The organism is Nocardia wallacei (assembly GCF_029869545.1).
Classification (GTDB): Bacteria; Actinomycetota; Actinomycetes; order Mycobacteriales; family Mycobacteriaceae; genus Nocardia; species Nocardia wallacei_A.
This window is the reverse complement of record NZ_JARWQD010000183.1, coordinates 42,517-61,342: the sequence shown is the minus strand read 5'-3', so window position 1 is coordinate 61,342 and position 18,826 is coordinate 42,517. Positions and strand designations below refer to the sequence as shown.

15 protein-coding genes and 2 pseudogenes are annotated in these 18,826 nt (G+C 70.6%); 5 read left to right on the top strand and 12 right to left on the bottom strand.

All coding sequences use genetic code 11. The annotated features are described in order from the left end of the window. The first annotated feature begins 143 nt into the window (after positions 1-143). Positions 144-998: a lysophospholipid acyltransferase family protein gene (locus QH290_RS15215; protein ID WP_280269097.1), complete on the top strand. Its 855-nt coding sequence runs from the start codon at positions 144-146 to the stop codon at positions 996-998. Positions 999-1,132: 134 nt separating this feature from the next. Further along, complete coding sequence (locus QH290_RS15210) at positions 1,133-1,561, top strand: hypothetical protein (RefSeq protein WP_280269096.1); 429 nt, start codon at positions 1,133-1,135, stop codon at positions 1,559-1,561. Here the strand turns inward: QH290_RS15210 and QH290_RS15205 are convergent. Continuing rightward, positions 1,516-2,844: a prenyltransferase/squalene oxidase repeat-containing protein gene (locus QH290_RS15205; RefSeq protein ID WP_280383462.1), complete on the bottom strand. Its 1,329-nt coding sequence runs from the start codon at positions 2,842-2,844 to the stop codon at positions 1,516-1,518. The two genes, QH290_RS15210 and QH290_RS15205, sit on opposite strands and share 46 nt — an antisense overlap. A 114-nt stretch (positions 2,845-2,958) precedes the next feature. Next, complete coding sequence (locus QH290_RS15200) at positions 2,959-3,600, bottom strand: TetR/AcrR family transcriptional regulator (RefSeq protein ID WP_280269094.1); 642 nt, start codon at positions 3,598-3,600, stop codon at positions 2,959-2,961. A 118-nt stretch (positions 3,601-3,718) separates the two neighbouring features. Between QH290_RS15200 and QH290_RS15195 the strand changes: the two genes are divergently transcribed. Then, positions 3,719-4,561 carry an SDR family NAD(P)-dependent oxidoreductase gene (locus tag QH290_RS15195; RefSeq protein WP_280383460.1) on the top strand — a complete coding sequence of 281 codons (843 nt, stop codon included), beginning with the start codon at positions 3,719-3,721 and terminating at the stop codon, positions 4,559-4,561. Between the two features lie 34 nt (positions 4,562-4,595). On the opposite strand, the gene QH290_RS15190 is transcribed toward QH290_RS15195, so the two are convergent. Next, positions 4,596-5,135 carry a DUF8020 domain-containing protein gene (locus QH290_RS15190; RefSeq protein ID WP_280269092.1) on the bottom strand — a complete coding sequence of 180 codons (540 nt, stop codon included), beginning with the start codon at positions 5,133-5,135 and terminating at the stop codon, positions 4,596-4,598. A gap of 154 nt (positions 5,136-5,289) precedes the next feature. Here QH290_RS15190 and QH290_RS15185 point away from each other — a divergent pair. Then, positions 5,290-6,973, top strand: a pseudogene (locus QH290_RS15185) (ABC-F family ATP-binding cassette domain-containing protein). A gap of 73 nt (positions 6,974-7,046) precedes the next feature. Here the strand turns inward: QH290_RS15185 and QH290_RS15180 are convergent. The 3 genes and pseudogenes from QH290_RS15180 to QH290_RS15170 form a co-directional block, all read right to left on the bottom strand. Next, positions 7,047-8,699, bottom strand: a complete 1,653-nt coding sequence (locus QH290_RS15180) for a cutinase family protein (RefSeq protein WP_280383458.1) — start codon at positions 8,697-8,699, stop codon at positions 7,047-7,049. A 434-nt stretch (positions 8,700-9,133) separates the two neighbouring features. Next, a pseudogene (locus QH290_RS15175) lies at positions 9,134-9,397 on the bottom strand (glycogen debranching N-terminal domain-containing protein); the annotation flags it as partial. Continuing rightward, positions 9,394-10,464 (bottom strand): glycosyltransferase family 4 protein, encoded by a 1,071-nt coding sequence (locus QH290_RS15170; protein WP_280383507.1) that lies wholly within the window; start codon positions 10,462-10,464, stop codon positions 9,394-9,396. The pseudogene QH290_RS15175 and the gene QH290_RS15170, both read right to left, overlap by 4 nt. A 258-nt stretch (positions 10,465-10,722) precedes the next feature. On the opposite strand from QH290_RS15170, the gene QH290_RS15165 reads away from it, so the two are divergent. After that, complete coding sequence (locus QH290_RS15165) at positions 10,723-11,034, top strand: hypothetical protein (RefSeq protein ID WP_280383457.1); 312 nt, start codon at positions 10,723-10,725, stop codon at positions 11,032-11,034. A 41-nt stretch (positions 11,035-11,075) separates the two neighbouring features. Here the strand turns inward: QH290_RS15165 and QH290_RS15160 are convergent, their stop codons facing one another. From QH290_RS15160 to QH290_RS15135, 6 genes are all read right to left on the bottom strand, one after another. Then, on the bottom strand, positions 11,076-11,882 hold the full coding sequence (locus tag QH290_RS15160; RefSeq protein ID WP_280383455.1) for an ABC transporter permease: 807 nt from the start codon (positions 11,880-11,882) through the stop codon (positions 11,076-11,078). After that, entirely contained in the window at positions 11,879-12,676 is a 798-nt protein-coding gene (locus tag QH290_RS15155) for an ABC transporter permease (RefSeq protein WP_280383453.1), read from the bottom strand. Before QH290_RS15155 ends, QH290_RS15160 begins: the two co-directional genes overlap by 4 nt. After that, positions 12,673-13,656, bottom strand: coding sequence for an ATP-binding cassette domain-containing protein (locus tag QH290_RS15150; RefSeq protein WP_280266164.1), 984 nt, complete (start codon positions 13,654-13,656; stop codon positions 12,673-12,675). Before QH290_RS15150 ends, QH290_RS15155 begins: the two co-directional genes overlap by 4 nt. 68 nt (positions 13,657-13,724) lie before the next feature. After that, entirely contained in the window at positions 13,725-16,763 is a 3,039-nt protein-coding gene (gene nbtC, locus QH290_RS15145; protein WP_280383451.1) for a nocobactin polyketide synthase NbtC, read from the bottom strand. Further along, complete coding sequence (locus tag QH290_RS15140; protein ID WP_280266166.1) at positions 16,756-18,072, bottom strand: beta-ketoacyl [acyl carrier protein] synthase domain-containing protein; 1,317 nt, start codon at positions 18,070-18,072, stop codon at positions 16,756-16,758. The genes nbtC and QH290_RS15140 overlap by 8 nt, the downstream gene beginning before the upstream one ends. After that, a complete protein-coding gene (locus QH290_RS15135; RefSeq protein WP_280266167.1) occupies positions 18,065-18,826 on the bottom strand; it encodes a thioesterase II family protein in 762 nt (253 codons plus the stop codon). Before QH290_RS15135 ends, QH290_RS15140 begins: the two co-directional genes overlap by 8 nt.

Genomic DNA, 18,826 nt, shown 5'->3' with positions numbered 1-18,826 from the left:
CCGGTTCGCGCACGCGCGGCCGACAGGGAATATCAACGGGGATGTGACCAAGGGGCAATTCGGTTCCGCCCGCCACCTTTTCGGGTGCCGGGCCGGTCGTCGTGTGCCGCCGTCCACCGGCGACACGACAGACAGGATGGCACATGAGCAACCCCCGGCAGATTCCGGATCCGAACCACCCGCTGCTCCCCTTGGCGCGGGCCTACGTCAACTACTTCACGCCGACGGTCACCGGCATCGAGCATCTCCCGGCCTCCGGCCCCGCACTGATCATCGGCAACCACTCGTCGATCTACTGGGCGCCCGAGGTGTGGATCACCTTCATGGCGATGATGGACCACAGGCCGGGCGAGCCGACCTATGGCGTCGCGCACGAAATCCTGTTGCGCGCACCGTTTCTCGGCGACAGCCTGCGTGATTTCGGGGTGCTCCCCGCATCCCGGGAGGCGGCGACCGCCGGACTCAAGGACGGTGGCGCGGTGCTGGTCTACCCGGGCGGCGACTGGGAGGCATGCCGCCCGTGGTCCGACCGCGCCAAGATCGACTTCGCGGACCGCAAGGGATTCGTCAGGCTCGCACTGGAACTCGGGGTTCCGGTGATCCCCGCGGTCGCCAACGGCGGTCACGATTCCATTTTCATCGTCAGCCGCGGCGAACGCACCGCCCGGCTGCTGCAGCTCGACAAGCTGGTGCGCGCCAAGGTCTTTCCCTACACCGTGGGCGTCCCGTTCGGGGTGGCGCCGATCCTGCCGCAGCTCCCGCTGCCCGCGACGGTGCAGGTCAGCTTCCTGCCGCCGCTGGCCTGGTCGACGGAGCCCGGTGACCCCGAGAATCCGGACGTGGTCGACGCCTGCTACCGAGATACGGTCGGTGTCATGCAGACCGAGCTCGACCGGTTGCGCGAGGAGACGCCCAATCCCGTGGCCACCGGGGTCAAGAAGCACCTGGCCGGGCTGCCGGGGCCGCTGTCGGGCCTGGCCGACCTCGTCCCGGTCTGATCCCGGTCCGGCGCCACGCGGCGGTGATCTTGTGAACCGTTCCGTACCAAGGGATTACGCGCCGCGAAACGCTGCGGCATGCGGAGACCCCGTGGTTCACTACAGGAACGCGGCGTGACAGGAGGGAGCATCCCTTGCTGGATCGGTACGGCTGGCAACTCGGGATAGGCGATCCCGTCACCCTGCACGCCCCGTGCGGCAACCCGCGCTGTGTCCACGGCGCGCACGGCACCGTGGTGGATTTCGGCTCCGAGCACCTCGTCGTGCGCCTGGCCACCGCACCGCTCGGCCACGCCGACGAGACGACGGTCTCGATTTCTCCCCGGCACGTCGAATACGGCTACGCCGGTATCACCACGGAATCCCCTGCGCGGGAGTCTATTTCGGTGATGTCCCCGAGCGCGGCCGACACCTGCGTGCAGGAGGCGGTCGCCGCCGGGATCGCCGAGCGGGTCATCACCGCGGAGCAGGGCGCGAGACTCGTTGCCGCCTGGCACCATCGGTCCGCGGTGGCCGATCACGTCAGCAGAAAGGCCAGCACCGGCAACACCACCGCCGAGTAGGTGCCGATCACCGCGGCGGCGATCCGTCGTCGCGACAGCTGCGGCAGCCGTACCGCGATCCCCTCGTACGTCCCCACCGCGACGAACAACATCCCCCAGGCGACCAGCGCGCGGCTGCCGATCCGCCCCAGGTGGTCGGCGAGCAGCACGGCCATCAGCGCGATCGTCAGCCCCGCCGAACCGCTCGTGGCCCACACGGTGGCGTCGGTCCGGCCGCGACCGAACGCCGTCGCCCGCCGCCGGTCCGCGGCCGAGCGCCGGGCCTCGGCGCGGCGGTGCCGGAACATCCGCCCGATCGGTTCGAATACCGTGGTGGCGCTGTCGTCGTCGCCCATCTGCGCCCGCGCGCGCACCATCGCCTCCAGGGCCTGCGCGGTCGCCGACGAGGTGACGTACCCATCCGCCGAGGTGCGGAATCCGCCGTACTGCGAGTGCAGCGGCTCCATCTCCTGCAGGTCGAGCAGGCCCGCCAGGGCCTGCAGCACCACCGGATCACGCACCGCCTGCGGATCGGCGGCGGTCAGCGCGCCCAGCGTCGCGTGCAGTGTGAGATGCCGCCAGGTATCGGCCGCCCCGCCGCGCCGGAACGACTCCTCCTCGATGCGCATCCCGCCCCGCCGCAACGCCGCCAGCAACCGGCACACGGCCAGTTCGCGCGCGTGCACGAAGCGGTCTCCGCCGATGGCCGCGACCTCCGGACGCGCCAGTGTCGCTGCCACACAGCCGGATTCGTAGACCGGCTGCGCGCGCGAGGACGGCCGGTCGAGTATGGAGGAGACCAGTCGCCCGGCTCCCCAGAGCACGGCGTCGGCCACCGCGGGATCCGACGGCGCCGAGGTCCCCAGTGCCGCAATCGCATTGGCGGTCGCGGTGATCGATACCGGCCCGGCCCGTCCCGTCATAGGCCAGCCGCCGCCGTCGGCGTCCTGCGCTTCGAGCAGCACCCGCCGGAAGGCGACCGCGTCGGGATCGTCGGCCGCGACGCCCAGGCACCGCAGCGCCCGCAGCCGCCACGCCGCCTCCACGGGCGGCTCCGAATCCTCACCGCCCGTGGCGATTCGGCGAATCAGCAGCGCGACCTCCTTGGCCCGCGGTATCTCGCGTCCGGCCAGCGCCAGCGCGCACACCGCCTCCCCGGTACTCATCGGATTCGGCGGCACATCCGATATCCATCCCCATCCCGCGCCGTCGCGCCCATCCGGCCGCTGATGCCGGTACAGCCATTCCACCGCAGCGCCGATCCGGCCGTCCAAATCCGTTGCCCGCACACCTCGCATCGCCATCACTTCCCGATTTCCCTTGCCTACTCCGATACCCGCTGGGATCTGCGCGCATACCGGTGAGTCCGGATAGTTACGGGAAATGTGCTGTTCGTAGGCCCTTTCCGGACCGTCGGTTCAGCGGCCGTATGCCGCGAGGAATGTGGTGACCGCGGCGTCGGTGACGGCACGTAGTTCGGATTCGGGCACCGCGCGGGTGCCGAACCGGGACCGTGCGTCGACGGGACCGCTGAGCAGGGCGGCGAATTGCGCGGCCGCCATATCCGGGTCGTCGAGACGCAACGCTCCCGCCAGCGCGAGCCGGGCGAGCCGGTCCGCGAGCGCCCGGACGACCCGGGCCGACACGGCGTCGACAACCTCGAGCAGGTCCGGGAACTGCGCGGCCTCGGCGCAGATCAGCCGCCGCAGCGCGCGGGAATCCTCGGCGCAATAGCAGGCGGCCAGGTGCGTTCCGACGTCGCGCAGCGTCGCGGCGATGTCGTCACCGGCCGCCTCGAGCCGTTCGACCGCGGCGAGGTTCGCGGCCAGCGCGCTGTCCGACAGCGCCCGCACCGCCGCCCGGAACAGGGTGTCCTTATCGCCGAAGTGGTTGTAGACGGTGGCCTTGGCGACCTTGGCCTCGGCCGCGATCTCATCGACGCGCGCCTGCGCGTATCCGACCCGGGCGAAGACGGCGAACGCGGCCGCCAGCACGGCCTGCTGTTTGTCGATGCGACCCCGGGCCGCTCGGGTCGGGGAGGTACCGGTCGCCGCGCTCATCCAGCCATCATAGGCAATTTGTACTCACGAGTCTGGTTCTCCGGCCCGAAACGTATTAGACTCACGAGTCTAGATTGATAGTCAATCTGGTCTACATGCCCGAGTGAGGAGAATTCTTGTGAAGACCGTGGTCATTTCCGGCGGTACGGACGGCATGGGGAAGGCGCTCGCGCTGACCTGTCTGCGCCGCGGCGATCGGGTCGTCGCCCTCGGCAGCAATCCGCGGAAGGGGCAGGCACTGCTCGACGCCGCCCGCGAGTCCGGCGCCGACTCGCGCCTGGAATTCATCCAGGCCGATCTCAGCCTGGTCGCCGAGAACCGGCGGGTGATCGATCGGATCACCGCGGCCTACCCGGTCGTCGACATCCTGGTACTCGCCGCGCGCTACTACAGATCCCGCCGATTCGTCACCATGGAGGGCTTCGAGGCCAACTTCGCGCTGTTCTACCTGAGCCGGTATCTGCTCGGGCACGGCCTCGCCGAGCGGCTGGAGCGGGCCGACGCACCGGTGCTGCTCGATCTGTCCGGGCCCGGCGGCGAGCTGTCCCGAATCCGCTGGGACGACCTGCAATTCGCCCGCGAGTACCGGCCCGACGACATCATGCATCAGTGCGGGAAGCTCAGCGATCTGCTCGGAGTCGCGTTCACCAGGCGCTATCCGGACAGCCGGATCGCCTACGTACTACTGCATCCGGGGCTGACGGCCTCCGGCTTCACCGGCGACTACGACGCCGCCGACGCGAAAGTCGTTGCGGGGATGCGCGAGCGGGCGCAGCCGATGGCCGCCGCGCTCCCCCGCCTGCTGCGCCATCTCGACAATCCGCCGTCGGCGCGGCTGTCGGCATTCATGCAGGACGACGCCGTCGACGTGCACGGTGCGCCGTTCGATCCGGGTGCGGCGGATCGGCTGGCGGAGATCACGGCCGACCTGCTGCGCGGAGAAACGGTGCGCAGCGCCTGATCTCGGGATCGCGGCGCCGCGCACCGGGAGCGACCTACGGTGTCGAGAAGCCGATCAGCGCACCGATACCGGCGCCGATCGGGACCGTGACCAGGGCACCGACGCCGCCGAGGAAGAATCCGATCACCGCGCCGATCCCGGCGCCGATGAGCGCACCCACGACCGCGTTGTGCTGCTTGCGCGCGAGGGTCTCCGCCTCGTCGATATGCTGTGCCACCTGCGCGGGGTCGGCCTGCGGCGTCAGCGTCAGGCTGCGGCCCGCGGCGTCGATTCGCGGTGTGAGACCGACGGTTCCGCCCGCGGCCTGCACCGTCAGCGGCAGTGTCACGACCTGGTTGCCTACGCCGTCGGTGAGCGTCACCGCCTGGCCGTCGGGAGTGAGCGCGAAGCTCCCGGCGTCCACGGTGGTGGTCACGCCGCTGTCGCCCGGAGCCGCCGCGGTGACGTAGCCGATGCCGTGCTCGACACCGCGGATGCCCACCTCGGCGGCGGGCTCGGCCTGCACGACGCCCGCCGTAACGCCGGTGACACCGATCGCGAGCAGGGCGGTGGCGGCGATTCGATTGGCTCTCATGATCTTCCCCACTTCCATCGGCCGGGCAACGGCCGATAATCCCCTCGTGGCCGGATCTCGGCCGCCCCCATTCTCCCGCGAAAAACCGTGGGCGGCGGTCGGTTTCCGAAACTCGCTTGCCACGGCCCCGGCGGATCGGGTTGTCTGAGCCTCCGTGGCTCACATCGACATCGCCGACCTGGACTACTTCCTCCCCGACGGGCGCCAGTTGCTCGACGGCGTGAGCTTGCGGATCGGTGACGGCGTGAAGGCCGCGCTGATCGGGCCGAACGGCACCGGTAAGACCACGCTGCTGAAGATCGTCGCCGGTGATCTCGCCGCCGACGGCGGTGCGGTGACGCGGTCGGGCTCGCTGGGCGTGATGCGGCAGTTCATCGGCAGCATCGCGGACGACTCGACGGTCCGCGACCTGCTGCTGTCGGTCGCGCCCGCCGCCGTCCGGACCGCCGCGCAGGCGCTCGAGGCCACCGAGAACGCGCTGATCGAGCGCGACGACGAACCCGCCCAGCTGGCCTACGCGCATGCCCTGAACGATTGGGCCGACGTCGGCGGGTACGAGATCGAAGCGGGCTGGGACAGCGTCACCACCGCCGCCCTCGGCATCCCGTTCGATCGCGCCAAGTGGCGGTCGGTGCGCGCGCTCAGCGGCGGCGAGCAGAAGCGCCTGGTCCTCGAGGCGTTGTTCGCGGGCCCGGACGAGGTGCTGCTGCTCGACGAGCCGGACAACTACCTGGACGTGCCGGGTAAGCAGTGGCTCGAGCGCACGCTCGCCGACTCGCCCAAGTCGGTGCTGTTCGTCAGCCACGACCGGGAACTGATCGCGAACGCGGCCACCCGGATCGTCACCCTCGAACCGGGCGTCAACGGCGCGAGCGCCTGGATCCACGGCGGCGGTTTCGCGAGCTATCACCAGGCGCGCGAGGACCGCAATTCCCCGTCTGGCGGAACTGCGCCGGCGCTGGGACGAGGACCACGCCAAGCTGCGGGCGCTGGTGCTGCGCCTGCGGGAGAAGGCGAAATTCAACGACGGAATGGCGGCGCGCTATCACGCCGCGCAGACCAGGCTGGCGAAATTCGAGGCCGCCGGTCCGCCGCAGGAGATTCCGTTGCGCCAGCACGTCCGCGTGCGCATTCGCGGCGGACGGACCGGCAAGCGGGCGCTGGTGTGCACGCGGCTCGAGCTCACCGGCCTGATGCGGCCGTTCGACGCGGAGATCTGGTACGGCGACCGCGTCGCGGTGCTGGGCGCCAACGGTTCCGGCAAATCGCATTTCCTGCGGCTGCTGGCGGCGGGCGGCACCGATCCCGATATCGGGCATCTGCCCGGCGACGGCCTCGGACTCGCGCCGGTGCCGCACACCGGCGTCGCCGCGCTCGGTGCCCGGGTACGCCCGGGATACTTCGCGCAAACCCATGCGCGGCCGGATCTTTCGGGCCGCACGCTGCTCGAGATCCTGCACCTGGGCACCGAGCGCCGCGCCGGCATGGGCCGGGAGGATGCGAGCCGGGTACTCGACCGGTACGGGCTCGCCCGCGCCGCCGAGCAGCGCTACGACGATCTCTCCGGCGGCCAGCAGGCCCGGCTGCAGGTGCTGCTGCTCGAACTGTCCGGCGCCACCATGCTGCTGCTGGACGAGCCGACCGACAACCTGGACCTGCATTCCGCCGAGGCGCTGGAACAGGGCATCGCCGAATTCGAGGGCTGCGTCATCACGGTGACCCACGACCGATGGTTCGCCCGGGGCTTCGACCGTTTTCTGGTATTCGGGGCCGATGGCGTGGTGTACGAGAGCGACACCCCGGTCTGGGACGAAACCCGCGTGGTGCGCTCCCGCTGAGCCGCCCGGCCCGGCACCTACACCACATGTTTCCGACATGCTTTCGGCCGGAATCCACTTCGCGGCGTGGTCTCTACTTCGCCGTGGTGCTCGGGGCCGTGGTGGTTGTTGTCGCGGATCCCGTTGTCGTGGTGGGCGATTGCGTTGTTGTCGCGGTGGCCGCCACGGGCGTGCGGTCCGGCGGGGTGGTCACCGTCGGCGTAGTGGTCGTGCCCGGCGCCGAGCTTGTCGGCGGGGTGGTCACCGATGTCCCGCCGGTCGGCGCGGCGCCGGTGCTCGACGAGGTCGTGGGCTTGGCCGAAGTGCTCGTCGTCGCAGTGGATTTCGCCGATGTCGAGGTTTCCGCCGCCTTGTAGGCGGCGGCGAGATCCGCGGCCTCCGGCCTGGCGGTGGTGTCGACCGGCTCGCCCGCCTGCGCCTGCTTCGCCAGGTGGGTGAGCCAGGCCGCCGCGTACTCGGCGGAGGTCAGCGGCTTGCCGCCGTGGGGATCGGCATCCTTCCAGTAGTCGAAGTGATGACCGGTGTGGTTGGGCCCGAGCGTGAGCTGGTACGGGTCGCTCATGATCACGGGGATGGTGTTCTGATTGGTCACGATCAGGCCGATGATCTCGTTGAACACCTTCTGCGGCAGGTAGGCCAGCGGCGACATATCGCCCGCCGCGATCGAATCCGCCTTCGCCGGTGCCTTCGCCTGTCCCGGCTTGTAGGCCGGGTCCGACACCCGCAGCAGCACCTTGAGGAAGGTCTCGTCGCTCTGCATCCAATTGGGCTGGGACCGAATATCGGCGAACGCCGCCAGCGCGATCCGGCCGAGCACCACCGCGACATCCTGCCCGGTCGCCGGGGTGAGCCCCTCGCGCTCGAGCGCATCGACGTTCAGCTGACGGCCGACATTGACCATCAGCTGCAGCAGCGAAATGTTCTGCGGTGCGGCGCAGGTGAGATCGCCGTCGGAGCAGAACGACGCGATCTTTCCGTTCAAGGCGCCGAAATCCCCGCTCGTACCCGGCAGCGCCCCCTGTCCCGCGACCGGTTTCACGCCATTCTGATAGCGCTGATCGAAACCGTCGGGATGGGCGAAGGGATCCTTCGCCCCCGGAAACGGGCCGTCGCCCGCGCTGCGCCCCGCATCGGCGAGGATGACGACACCGACAACATCCGTCGGATCGACGATTCCGTATTTCCCGTCGGCGCCGGGCTCCTGATGACCGACATTCATCGCGACGCGGCGCACGACATCGGCGCCCTCGCTGTAGCCGACGATCGAGAATTTGGTGTCCGGGCAGGCCTGCGTGATCTCCCGCATCACCCGCTCGGTATTCGCGACACCCGTGGTGGCCGCGTCTTCATAGGTCGCCATATTCGCCGGATACGCGATGTAGACCGCGGCATAGGAGCCCGGTTCCACGGCACCGGCCGGTGCGTTCACCACCGGGTCGACCCATTCGCTGCTGTGGTCGCCCGACAGCGCGGCGGGCAACTCGTTGCCATTGGCGTCGACCAGCAGTTTCGTGGTCCCCGCGACCGGGGTGTCGCCGCGACCGGCGACCGAGATGGTCACCATGTCGTGGCATTCGGTGACCGACGAGGTGAGCTGCGTATCCCTGGTTTCCGGCGTCGACGTCAGTGCGAAAGACGCCGCGACGATCGCCGCCACCCCCAGCACCGCGGGCGCGGCGGCGGCGGAAATGATGCGATGGCGCGCAAGGAACTCGCGAAGAGCCATGTCCTTATCCCCATTCCGGTTCTGACAAATGGACGGACAAGCCCCCCGACGGGCATGTGTCACGGGGAACGTCGCCGCCGGGGCGGCGAGCGTTACCGGTCGGTCGGTTGCGCGGGAAAGATCACATCCCGTGCCGCGAAGATCGAAAATGGGTGGACCGGCGCCCGAATTATCCGGATCATCGTCGAAATGACTTCTACCCCACAGGAACGCCTCAGGCTGATCGGTCGCGAGGAGCCCCCCGCCGCCCCCCCCCCCGGGGCCCCCCGGGGGGGGGTGCAAACACCCGCCCCAGAAGGCCCCCCCCCACAAAGATGCCGCCCGCCACCCCACCCACCCCGCTTTTTCGGCCCCGCGGCCCGAGCCCCCCCCGGGCGGGGGGGGGGGCCCCCACGCCCGGGCGGGGGGGTCCCCTCCCCTCCACCCCCCCCCCCCCCGGCGGGGCCCCCCCGCCGCGCGATGAACCGCGCGGTGAACGCCTCCGGGCTCAGCACCGACAGCGGCTCCGGGCGCTGGCCGTCGACCCGCAGCTCCCACCGCGACAGCACCCGCGCGTCGCGATAGAACAGGCCCTGCGCGGTGCCCGGCTCGACGTCACCGACCCGGTCCGACAGGCAGAACGTGCTGCCCTCGACCAGGGTGATGGCGCCGCCGAGCAGCGACGGCTCGCCGGAATTCAGCGGGGTGGGACCGGTCATACGGCGTCCTTTCCGGCACGACTCACCCGGGGCGCGCGCCGCGACCGCAGCACCCGGCGATACACCTGCTCGTAGCCGCGGCCGAGGGTGTCCTCGCCGAAGTGCGCGGCCACGTGCGCGCGGCACGCCGCCGGGTCGTAGTCCTGCACTTCCTTCACCGCCACCGGCAGCTCGGCCGGATCGTCGCAGATGCGGCCGGTCACGCCGTCGACGATCACCTCCGCCACCGCGCCGCCGCGCAACGCCACCACCGGCGTGCCGCACACCATCGCCTCGATCATCACCATCCCGAACGGCTCCTCCCACTGCACCGGGAACAGCAGACATCTGGCTTCGGACAACAACTTTCGCTTGGCGGCGGCGTCGGCCATGCCGAACACGTGGTCGTTCTCGGTCAGCAACGGCCGCACCGCCCTGTCGAAATACGCCTGCTCCGGGGGTTCGTTGCACTTACCGGCGAGCACCAGCGGGATTCCGGCGGCGTGCGCGGCCTCCAGCGCCAGGTGCGGCGCCTTGTCGGCGGTGAACCTGCCCAGAAACAGAGCGTAGTCGCTCTTCTCGGTTCGGAAAGGCCAATCGCCGATCCGCAGCGCATTGTGTACCCGGCCCGCCCAATTCAGATCCGGCGCGAGTTCGCGCTGGCGGTCGCTGATCGCCACCAGCGACACGTCGCGCCCCAGCGCGCTGTAGTAGTGGTGCGGATCGCCGTCGACCGGTCCGTGCACCGTGACGACGGTGGGCAGGCCCAGACCCCGGTAGGAGGGGGCGTTGAGCGGGCCCGCGAAGGTGTGATCGTGGACCAGGTCGATGTCCTCGTGCGCGCACAGCCGCTCCAGGGCGCGGCGGATCTTCAACGCGTGCAACACCTCCGGGAACGGGTCGCCCAGCCGCTCGGCCTGGATGCGGTCCCACACCGGGATGAACCGGGCCCGGGTGCCCGCCTCCCCGGCACCCAGCAGCGTGACCTCGTGACCACGCCCGACCAGTGCGTCGACCAGATCGGCGACGACGGCCTCGACGCCGCCGTAGGCCTTGGGCGGGACGTCGAAGTAGGGCGGCACCACCATCGCGATGTGGAGGGTGTCGCGGGTGGGCGGCACCTGGAACGAGGCGATGCGGGCCGAGGACTGCGCGGGCCGTAAGCCCTGCTCCGGAGCCGAGAACTGAGCGTTCATGACTTTTCTCCTGATAACACACAAGCGGTCGGCACCCGTGCGCCGAGTGCCGAATGTGCCGCGGCGACAAGGCAGCGAGGCGTCCCGGCGGCAGGTATCGCCGGACGGGAACGGCGCCGGCACACGGCGGCACGGCCTCGTTCGGAGAGGGTGTTCGACGATGAAATCTGCCCGGACGCCGCTACCTGTGGGCGCGCGGCGGTCGCGACGCTGACCGGCGCACTTTCCGTGGCGTGGATCGGCTGCGGATGGGTTCGGGAGAACTCCGGGTCCGGCGACGGTGCCGTGGTGATCAGCCCTGCGCGGGGTGTCACCACGATCCACGGCGCCCCGAGGCGCGTCATCGCGCCGGGCGGTCAGCGGCTGATCACCACTCTAGCGCCGGACACGGCATCGACACAGCAATATCAGCAACGTTCGCCGGATGTAAAGGCGAATGTAAGCGCAAGGGCCACAAAGTGATTCATTATACGCTTCGGCAGGCCGCGACCGGCGCCGGACAGCTAACTCTCGGCGGCCCTGCGGTAGCCGCGCACGGCCAGTGCGCCGAACACCGCGGCGAGCCCCACGGCCCACGCCAGTGTCTGCAGCACCGGCACCAGCAGCGGGCCTCCGACGGTGAAGTTGCGCATGGCGTCGATGGCGCAGCTCATCGGCTGAGCCCGCACGATCGGCTGCAGCCAGCCCGGATAGTTCTGCACCGGAACGAATCCCGAGTTGAAGAACATGCCGACCAGCACCACGATCGCGAACAGCTGCACCACCTTGTCGCCGATGCTGCTGACCCCGACCATGATCACCAGGGGGGTGAATCCGGCGATCACGAGGATCGGGACGGCCAGCACCCCGAGCGCCCCGGCCCATCCCTGCTGGAAGCGCAGGCCGAGCAGCATCCCGACCGCGACCACCACCACGGTCGTGACGGCCGCGCGGCCGCATTCGGCGAGCAGCCGGCCCGCCAGTCCGGACCAGCGGTGGATCGGCAGCACCCAGAACTTGCGCAGCAGACCGCTCTCGCGCTCCCGGAACAGCGACATCCCGGTCCCGGCCGCGCCGTACATGGAACCGGCCACCGCGACCATCGCGACGAAGCCGTGGATCGGATCGGTGCCGCCGAGCGCACCCAGCGACCTGTCGAGCACCAGGTCGTACATGATCAGCAGCAGCACGGGCAGCACCAGCGTGCTCGCCAGCACGTCCGGTTGCCGCGACCACCGGCGCAGCAGCCGACCGGCCTCGACGAGACTCTGATCGATCAGGCCGGACCTCGTGCGCGAGTCATCCACCACCACAGCCCCTTTCACGGTCATCGACGCCGCCCCTCGGCGCGGATCGCCAGCGCGACCCCGGCCACCAGCAGGCCCGCGATCCACAGCGCGGACACCGCCAGATGGGCGGTGTAGCGCCCGGCGGCCAGGTCGCGCAGCGCACCCGCCACCTGCGAGACCGGCTGATTGCGCACGAACGGCTGGATCCAGCCGGGGAACCCTTCCGCCGGGACGAGTCCCGTGGACACCATGATCAGCAGCAGCTGCGGGACGAACAGGACGGTGCCGCCGAGCTCCGGGTTGCGGGTCACGGTACCGAGCGCGTCGGTGCCGATCGCCAGCCCGATCGCGAACGCCAACAGCACGACGACGAACAGCACCGCCCCGCCGACGGTCTCGAACCGGAACCCGTACACCGCGCCGATCGTCAGCGCGCCCGCCAGCGCCACCGTCGCGCGCACCAGATTCGCCGACAGTCGCGACGCCACCGGTACCCACGGCCGCATCGGTAGCGAGTGCAGCCGGGTGGCCATCCCACCGACCACCTCCCGCGCGGCGCGGTCCCCGGCGAACATGGAGGTGAAGAACATGGCGTGCACCGCGATCAGCGGCAACAGGTACTGCGCGTAGTCCGCGCCGCCCGCCTCCATCGACCGCCGCAGCGGCACGTAGAAGCAGACGAAGAACACCAGCGGCGCGGTGAACAGCATGAGGGCATCGCCCTCGCGCAGCACCGTGCGAATACCGCGCTCGCTCAGCGCGATCCACTGCATCCGAGCCGGAACCCGGTGCACCGGAACGTGGTTCGCCGAACGCCCGGTATCCGCCACAGTCATGCCGAAGCCTCCGTCGCGGGCCTGGTCAGTGCGATGAACGCCTCGTCCAGCGACGGCCGCCGCAGCGCGATATCGATCAATTCGATTCCGGCGCCGTTGATTCGCCGCAGGGCCTCCGACAGCGTCACCGCGCCGTCGGGCGCCGGTAGCGATACCCGGTCCCGCGATTCTGCGATCGTGATCTCGCCGAGCCCGTCCAGTGCCGCGGCGACGGCCGGTACCTGCGCGGCGTCGACCGGGACCACCTCGCAGTAGCTGGCGCCCGACCGGGCCTTGAGCTGGTCGGCGGTGCCCTCGGCGATCACCGTGCCCTTGTCGACGACGATGATGTTGTCGCTCAACGCATCCGCCTCCTCGAGGTACTGCGTGGTGAGCAGGATGGTGACGCCCTCATCCCGCAGCGACCGCACCAGCGACCACAGGCTCTGCCGGCTGACCGGGTCCAGCCCGGTGGTCGGTTCGTCGAGGAAGACCACCTGCGGCGGGCGGACCAGGCCGCAGGCGATGTCGACGCGCCGCCGCATGCCGCCGGAATACTGGCCGACCTTGCGGTCCGCGGCCTCGGTGAGGTCGAACTGCGCCAGCAGTTCGTCGGCGCGGCGCGCGGCCGCCTTGCGCCGCAGGCCCATCAGCCGCCCGAACAGCACCAGGTTCTCCCGGCCGGTCAGCACCTCGTCCAGCGCGGCGTACTGGCCGGTCAGCATGATCGACGCGCGCACCTGCTCGGCCTGCCGAACCACGTCGTAGCCCGCCACCAGCGCGCGGCCCGCGTCCGGCCGGGCGAGCGTGGACAGCACCGAGACGGTCGTGGTCTTGCCCGCGCCGTTCGGCCCGAGCACGCCGAGCACCGTGCCGGTGGGTGCGGTGAAGCTGATGCCGCGCAAGGCTTTTACGTCACCGTAGGACTTCTCCACGGATTCGACGACGATGGCGTGGTCCCGTCCGGTCGCACCGACCGGCTCGCTCGTGCGTTCCGACACTTGTTCTCCGTCTCCGGGTCTGCGACCACCACCGCCGGTGGCCTGACTTGCCTGTTCGCGCTCTGCGGCTAGCCGAGCAGCGCCACCACCTCGTCCAGTGAGCCGCCGCCCAGAATCGCCGTGACCGGCAGTTCCCGCTGTAGTTCGGTCTCGACCCGCCGCCGCAGGTCCAGCGCCTGCAGCGAATCCAGGCCGAGCGCGACGAGCGGGACGGACCCGTCGATGACGTCGTCGGGCTCGAGGCCCATCACCACGCGCAGCACCTGGCGCACCCGCTCGCCGGTGTCCTGGACCGCGGGCGCGGCCGTATCGGGCGGGGCTACCGGGGCCTCGGACGCCACCGGCACCGGCTCGGGTTCCGGCGTCGCCGCCGGTTCGTCCGCCGGGAGCGCGTCGAACAGCACCGACTGCCCGAACATCTCGAACAGGCGGCGCAGCGTGGCCCAATCCACCGCCGCCACAATGCAATCGGCGGCCGCCGTGGTCAGTCCGGCCGCGACGGCGGCGGCCGGGTCGACCGGGTGCACACCCGTGCCGTCGGTCCGTGCCAGCGCCTGCTCCCGACCGGCGCCGACCTCGGGCCACAGGCCCCACTGCACGCTCGAGCAGGCGATGCCGCGCTCGCGGTAGCGCACCGCCAGCGCGTCGAGCATCCGGTTCGTCGCGGCATAGACCATGTTGTCCCGGCCGCCCAGGGTGGCGACCAGGGTGGAGCACAGCACCACCCGGCCGTCCGGTGCCAGCGGCAGGTGCCGCAGCACGAGGTCCAGGCCCAGGATCTTCGGCGCGGCGGCCGCGTATACCGATGCGGGCGTGGGTGTTTCGCCGGTCGCGGCGTAATCGACCGCGGCGTGCACGACCAGCGTCGCCCCGCCCCCGCGGTACTCCTCCGCCAGCGCCCGCACCGCATCCTCGTCGGTGATGTCGCAGCGCCGCACGACGATCTCCGCACCGGAGTCCCGCAGCGCCGAAATCCGCTCCGCGGCAGCGGCGTCGCCGCCGGACCGGCTCAGCAGCGTGATCCGTCCCGCGCCCGCGCGCGCCAGGTGGCCGCACAGCTCCAGGCCCAATTTGCCGGTACCGCCGATGATCAGCACATCGCGCAGCTCCGCATCGCGCAGCGGGCGGCCGGACGCGGCGTCGTCGTCGAGGTGCAGCCGCTTGACATACAACCCGCCGTCGCGCGCGGCGAGTTCGGGCTCACCGGCGGTGTGGATCGCCCCGACGATCGACTTCGCCGCGGCCGCACCGGTTTCCGCGGCGGCCAGATCGAGATGGCGGAACGCGACACCGAGGTGTTCCGGTGCCAGGCACCGGAATCCGGACTGGGCCGCGGCATGCGCGACGTCGGGGACATCCGCGGGCAGCACCCGTTCGCCGCCGACGGTCACCAGCCACACCTCGCGGACACCGTCCAGATCCGGCAGCCAGCCGCGGTCCCCTAGGAATGCGGCGACGCCGTCGACCGCATCGGCCGCCGTCGCGCCCCCCGACTCCGGCAGCAGGATCACGACCGTGTCGGCATCCTTCTCGGCCGGTGTGGCGCCGAGGCGGCGGGCGGCGGCGGGCAGCGCGGCCACCAGATCCCCGCACCGCCCGGTGTGGTCCACGACGGCGAAGGTGCGCGGCGGCGTCATCGTGCGGCGCGACAGCCGCTGCCAGCGTTCGACCACCCGGCGGGTGGGGACGCCGACCGCGGGAGCGGAGGCGGCCTCCCCCGCCGATGTCTCGTAGGGATACGCCGCCCACAGCTTCTTCGCCGCCATCTGCGTGTTGGGGAAGTCGAGCAGCGGCAGCTCCGGGGGCTCGCAAACCTTCTCGCGCAACGCATCCCAGTGGAAATCCGCATCGTGGACCGCTACCGACGCCAGGTTGCGGGTGAACTCGGCGAGATCCTCGGCGGTGCGCCGCGAGGTCGCCAGCGCCCGCAGCTGCTTCCCGCCCGCGGCGGCGAGGTTCTCCTGCATCGCCAGCATCAGCGTGGGGTGCTCGGAGATCTCGAGGAAGGTGTCGACGCCGCGTCCGATGGCCGTCGCCACCGCACGGTCGAACCGCACCCGGTTGCGCAGGTTGAGGTACCAGTAGTCGGTGATCGACAGGTCCGACTGGATGCGGTCGCCGAAAGTGGCTCCGATGCAGTCGATCTCGGTGTCGAAGAACTCGCGATTGTCCATGGCGTCGTCCACCGTGCCCGCCAGCGGCTCGCGCACGCTCTGCAGGAACGAGGTGTGCGCCGGGTACTGGACTCGGATCTCCCTGGCGAATTTGCCTTCGCCGTTGAGCAATTCGACGATATCGCGCACCGTCGCGGATTCCCCGGAGATCGCCAGCAGGCTCGGCGAGTTGACCACCGACAGCTCCGCCCAGCCCGCGTGCCGGGCCAGCAGATCCTCGCACTCCTCGCGGCCGACCCCGAGCACCGCCATCGAATATCCGTCCAGCTGCAGGCCGTCCACGATCCGCGCGCGATTGGTGACCACCAGGACCGCGTCGTGCAGCGTCTGCGCGCCGGACAGATAGGCGGCGGCGATCTCGCCCTGACTGTGCCCGACGGTCGCCACGGGTTCCACCCCGGCCGCCCGCCACATCGCCGCCACACCGATCATCTGCAGGAACAGCGCCGGTTGCACCGTTTCCGCACTGTCGTCCGGCGGCATGTCCGCGTCCAGAAGATATTTCAGCGGCGACAGCCCGAACAGCTCGCCGAACATGTCGTCGCACTCTTCGACCGCCGCGCGGTACGCGGACGAATGGTCGTACAGCATCCGGCCCATCCCGGGCCGCTGGCTGCCCTGCCCCGGAAACACGTACGCCACCCGGCGCGGCCGGGCGGGTTCGGCCGAGGCGACCACGGCGGGATGCGATTCACCCGCCGCGACCGCGCCCAGGCCCGCGAGCAGATCGTCCCGCCCGGAGGCCATGATCAGCGCCCGGTGCCGCCGCGCCGAGCGGGTGCGAAACAGCATCGCCGCGATGCGCGCCGGTGCGATCCGCGGCCGGTCCAGCGCGTACTCGCGGATCGCCGCCGCCTCCCGGCGCAGGCCGTCGGGGGTGTCGGAGGACAGCAGGACGGGGACGGTGCCGTCCGGAAGCCGGTAGCTAGACATGGATCTCCTCTTCCGCAACGGGCATGGCCACGATCGCGTGGCTGTTGGTTCCCGATACCCCGAACGAGGACACCGCGCCGTAGCGCACCCCCTCGTGCGGTGCCCAGTCCCGCAGTTCGGCGGCCAGCCGCAGGGTGGACGACTCCCAGTCGACGGTGCTCGCGGGCCGGTCCGCGAACCGGGTCGGCGGTATCTGCCCGTGGAATCCGCTGAGCAGCAGCTTGATCAGGCCGAGGATGCCCGAGGCGGCCTGGGCGTGACCGAGATTCGATTTGACCGAGCCGAGCAGGGCATTGCTGTGACCGTAAATCGACTGCAGCGCGGCCAATTCGATCGGATCGCCGACGGTGGTCGCGGTGCCGTGGCCCTCGATCATGCCGACGAGTTCGGGGGCGATGCCCGCCGCTCGCACCGCCCGACGGATGACCTGCTCCTGGGCCGGGGTGCTCGGCACCGCGATCGGCCCGCCGCGACCGTTGTGGTTGACCGCCGAACCGAGGATCCGGCCGTACACGCGGTGCCCGTGCTCGCGGGCGCGAGATTCCCGCTCCAGCACCAGCACTCCGACGCCCTCGCCCCACAGCGTGCCCGCCGCGTCGTCGGAGTAGGGGCGGCACTGCCCGTCCGGCGCCAGCGCGTTGTTCTTGGAGAATTCGAAAAACGCTCCGGGCGAACCCATCACGCAGGCGGCCCCGGCCAGCGCCCACTCGCATTCGCCGCCGCGGATCGCGTTCGCGGCCAGGTGCACCGCCGACAGCGACGAAGCACAGGCGGTGTCCACCACGACCGACGGTCCGGTCAGATCGAGGCAGTTCGAGATCCGGCCCGCGACCGCGCCCATGGCACTGCCCGTCGCCCGATAGCCGACGCAGTCGGTCACCGCCGCCGCGTGCGGGCCGTACTCGGTGACGGACGCGCCCATGTAGCAGCCGACCTCGGTGCCGTCGATGGTGGCAGGGTTGATCCCGGCGTTCTCCAGCGCGCGCCAGGCCACCCGCAGCGCCACCCGCTGCTGCGGATCCATGACCACCGCCTCGCGCGGGGTGATCCCGAAGAACGCGGGATCGAATTCCGCTGCCCCGGAGACGAATCCACCGGCGTCGCTGACCTTGCCCCAGCCCTCGTTGCGGTCCAGCGTCAGCAGCTGCTCGATCGGCCAGCCGCGGTCGCGCGGAAACGGACCGATCAGATCGCTGCCCTGTGCCAGCGCGTCCCAGTACGCCGACAGGGTCTCGATGCCGCCGGGCGCCTCGATCGCCATTCCGGCGACGACCACGGGATCGGCGCCGACCACGCCCGCCTCACTCATGTCTGCTCGCCGAGATCGGTTCCGGCACCAGAAGTTCCGCGATGCCCGGGAAGTTGTCGTACAGGTAGAAGTGCCCGCCCTCGAACATCGTGGCCTGCAGGTCGCGCTCGGTGTGCCGCTGCCAGCCGTACAGATCGCCGAACGAGACGACGTCGTCCTCGCCGCCCATCGCGTGAATCTCCGTGCGTAACACCACATCATCGGCGCAGGAGTAGGCGTCGAAGGCGCGGTAGTCGGCCTTGAGCACCGGCAGCGTCATCCGCATCAGCTCGCGGTTGCCCATCACCTCCTCGCCCGTGCCCTGCAGCGCGCTGAGGTGGTCGAGCAGTTCCTCGTCGTCGGTGGGATGCGGCGGCACCTCGGCCACCCGCCACGGCGGCACCGCGGCGGAGACCGCGAGCAGGCGCACCGGTACGTCGGCGGCCTCGGCCAGCCGGACCAGTTCGAACGCCACCAGCGCGCCCATGCTGTGGCCGAAGACCGTGATCGGCTCACCCCGGTTGTACGGCGAGCGCGCGAACTCGTCGAACGCCCCGCCCGCCATCGCCTCGATGCTCGTCATCGCCGGTTCGGTGGCGCGGTCCTGGCGCCCCGGATATTGGAACAGCAGGACGTCGAAATCGTCCCGGCATACTTTCGACAGCGACCGGTACGCCGAGGCGCCGCCCCCGGCGTGCGGGCAGATCAGCAGCGGCGCCGCCGATTCCGAGCGGGACTTGTGAAATTTGCGGATCCATCCGGGCACATGTGCCAT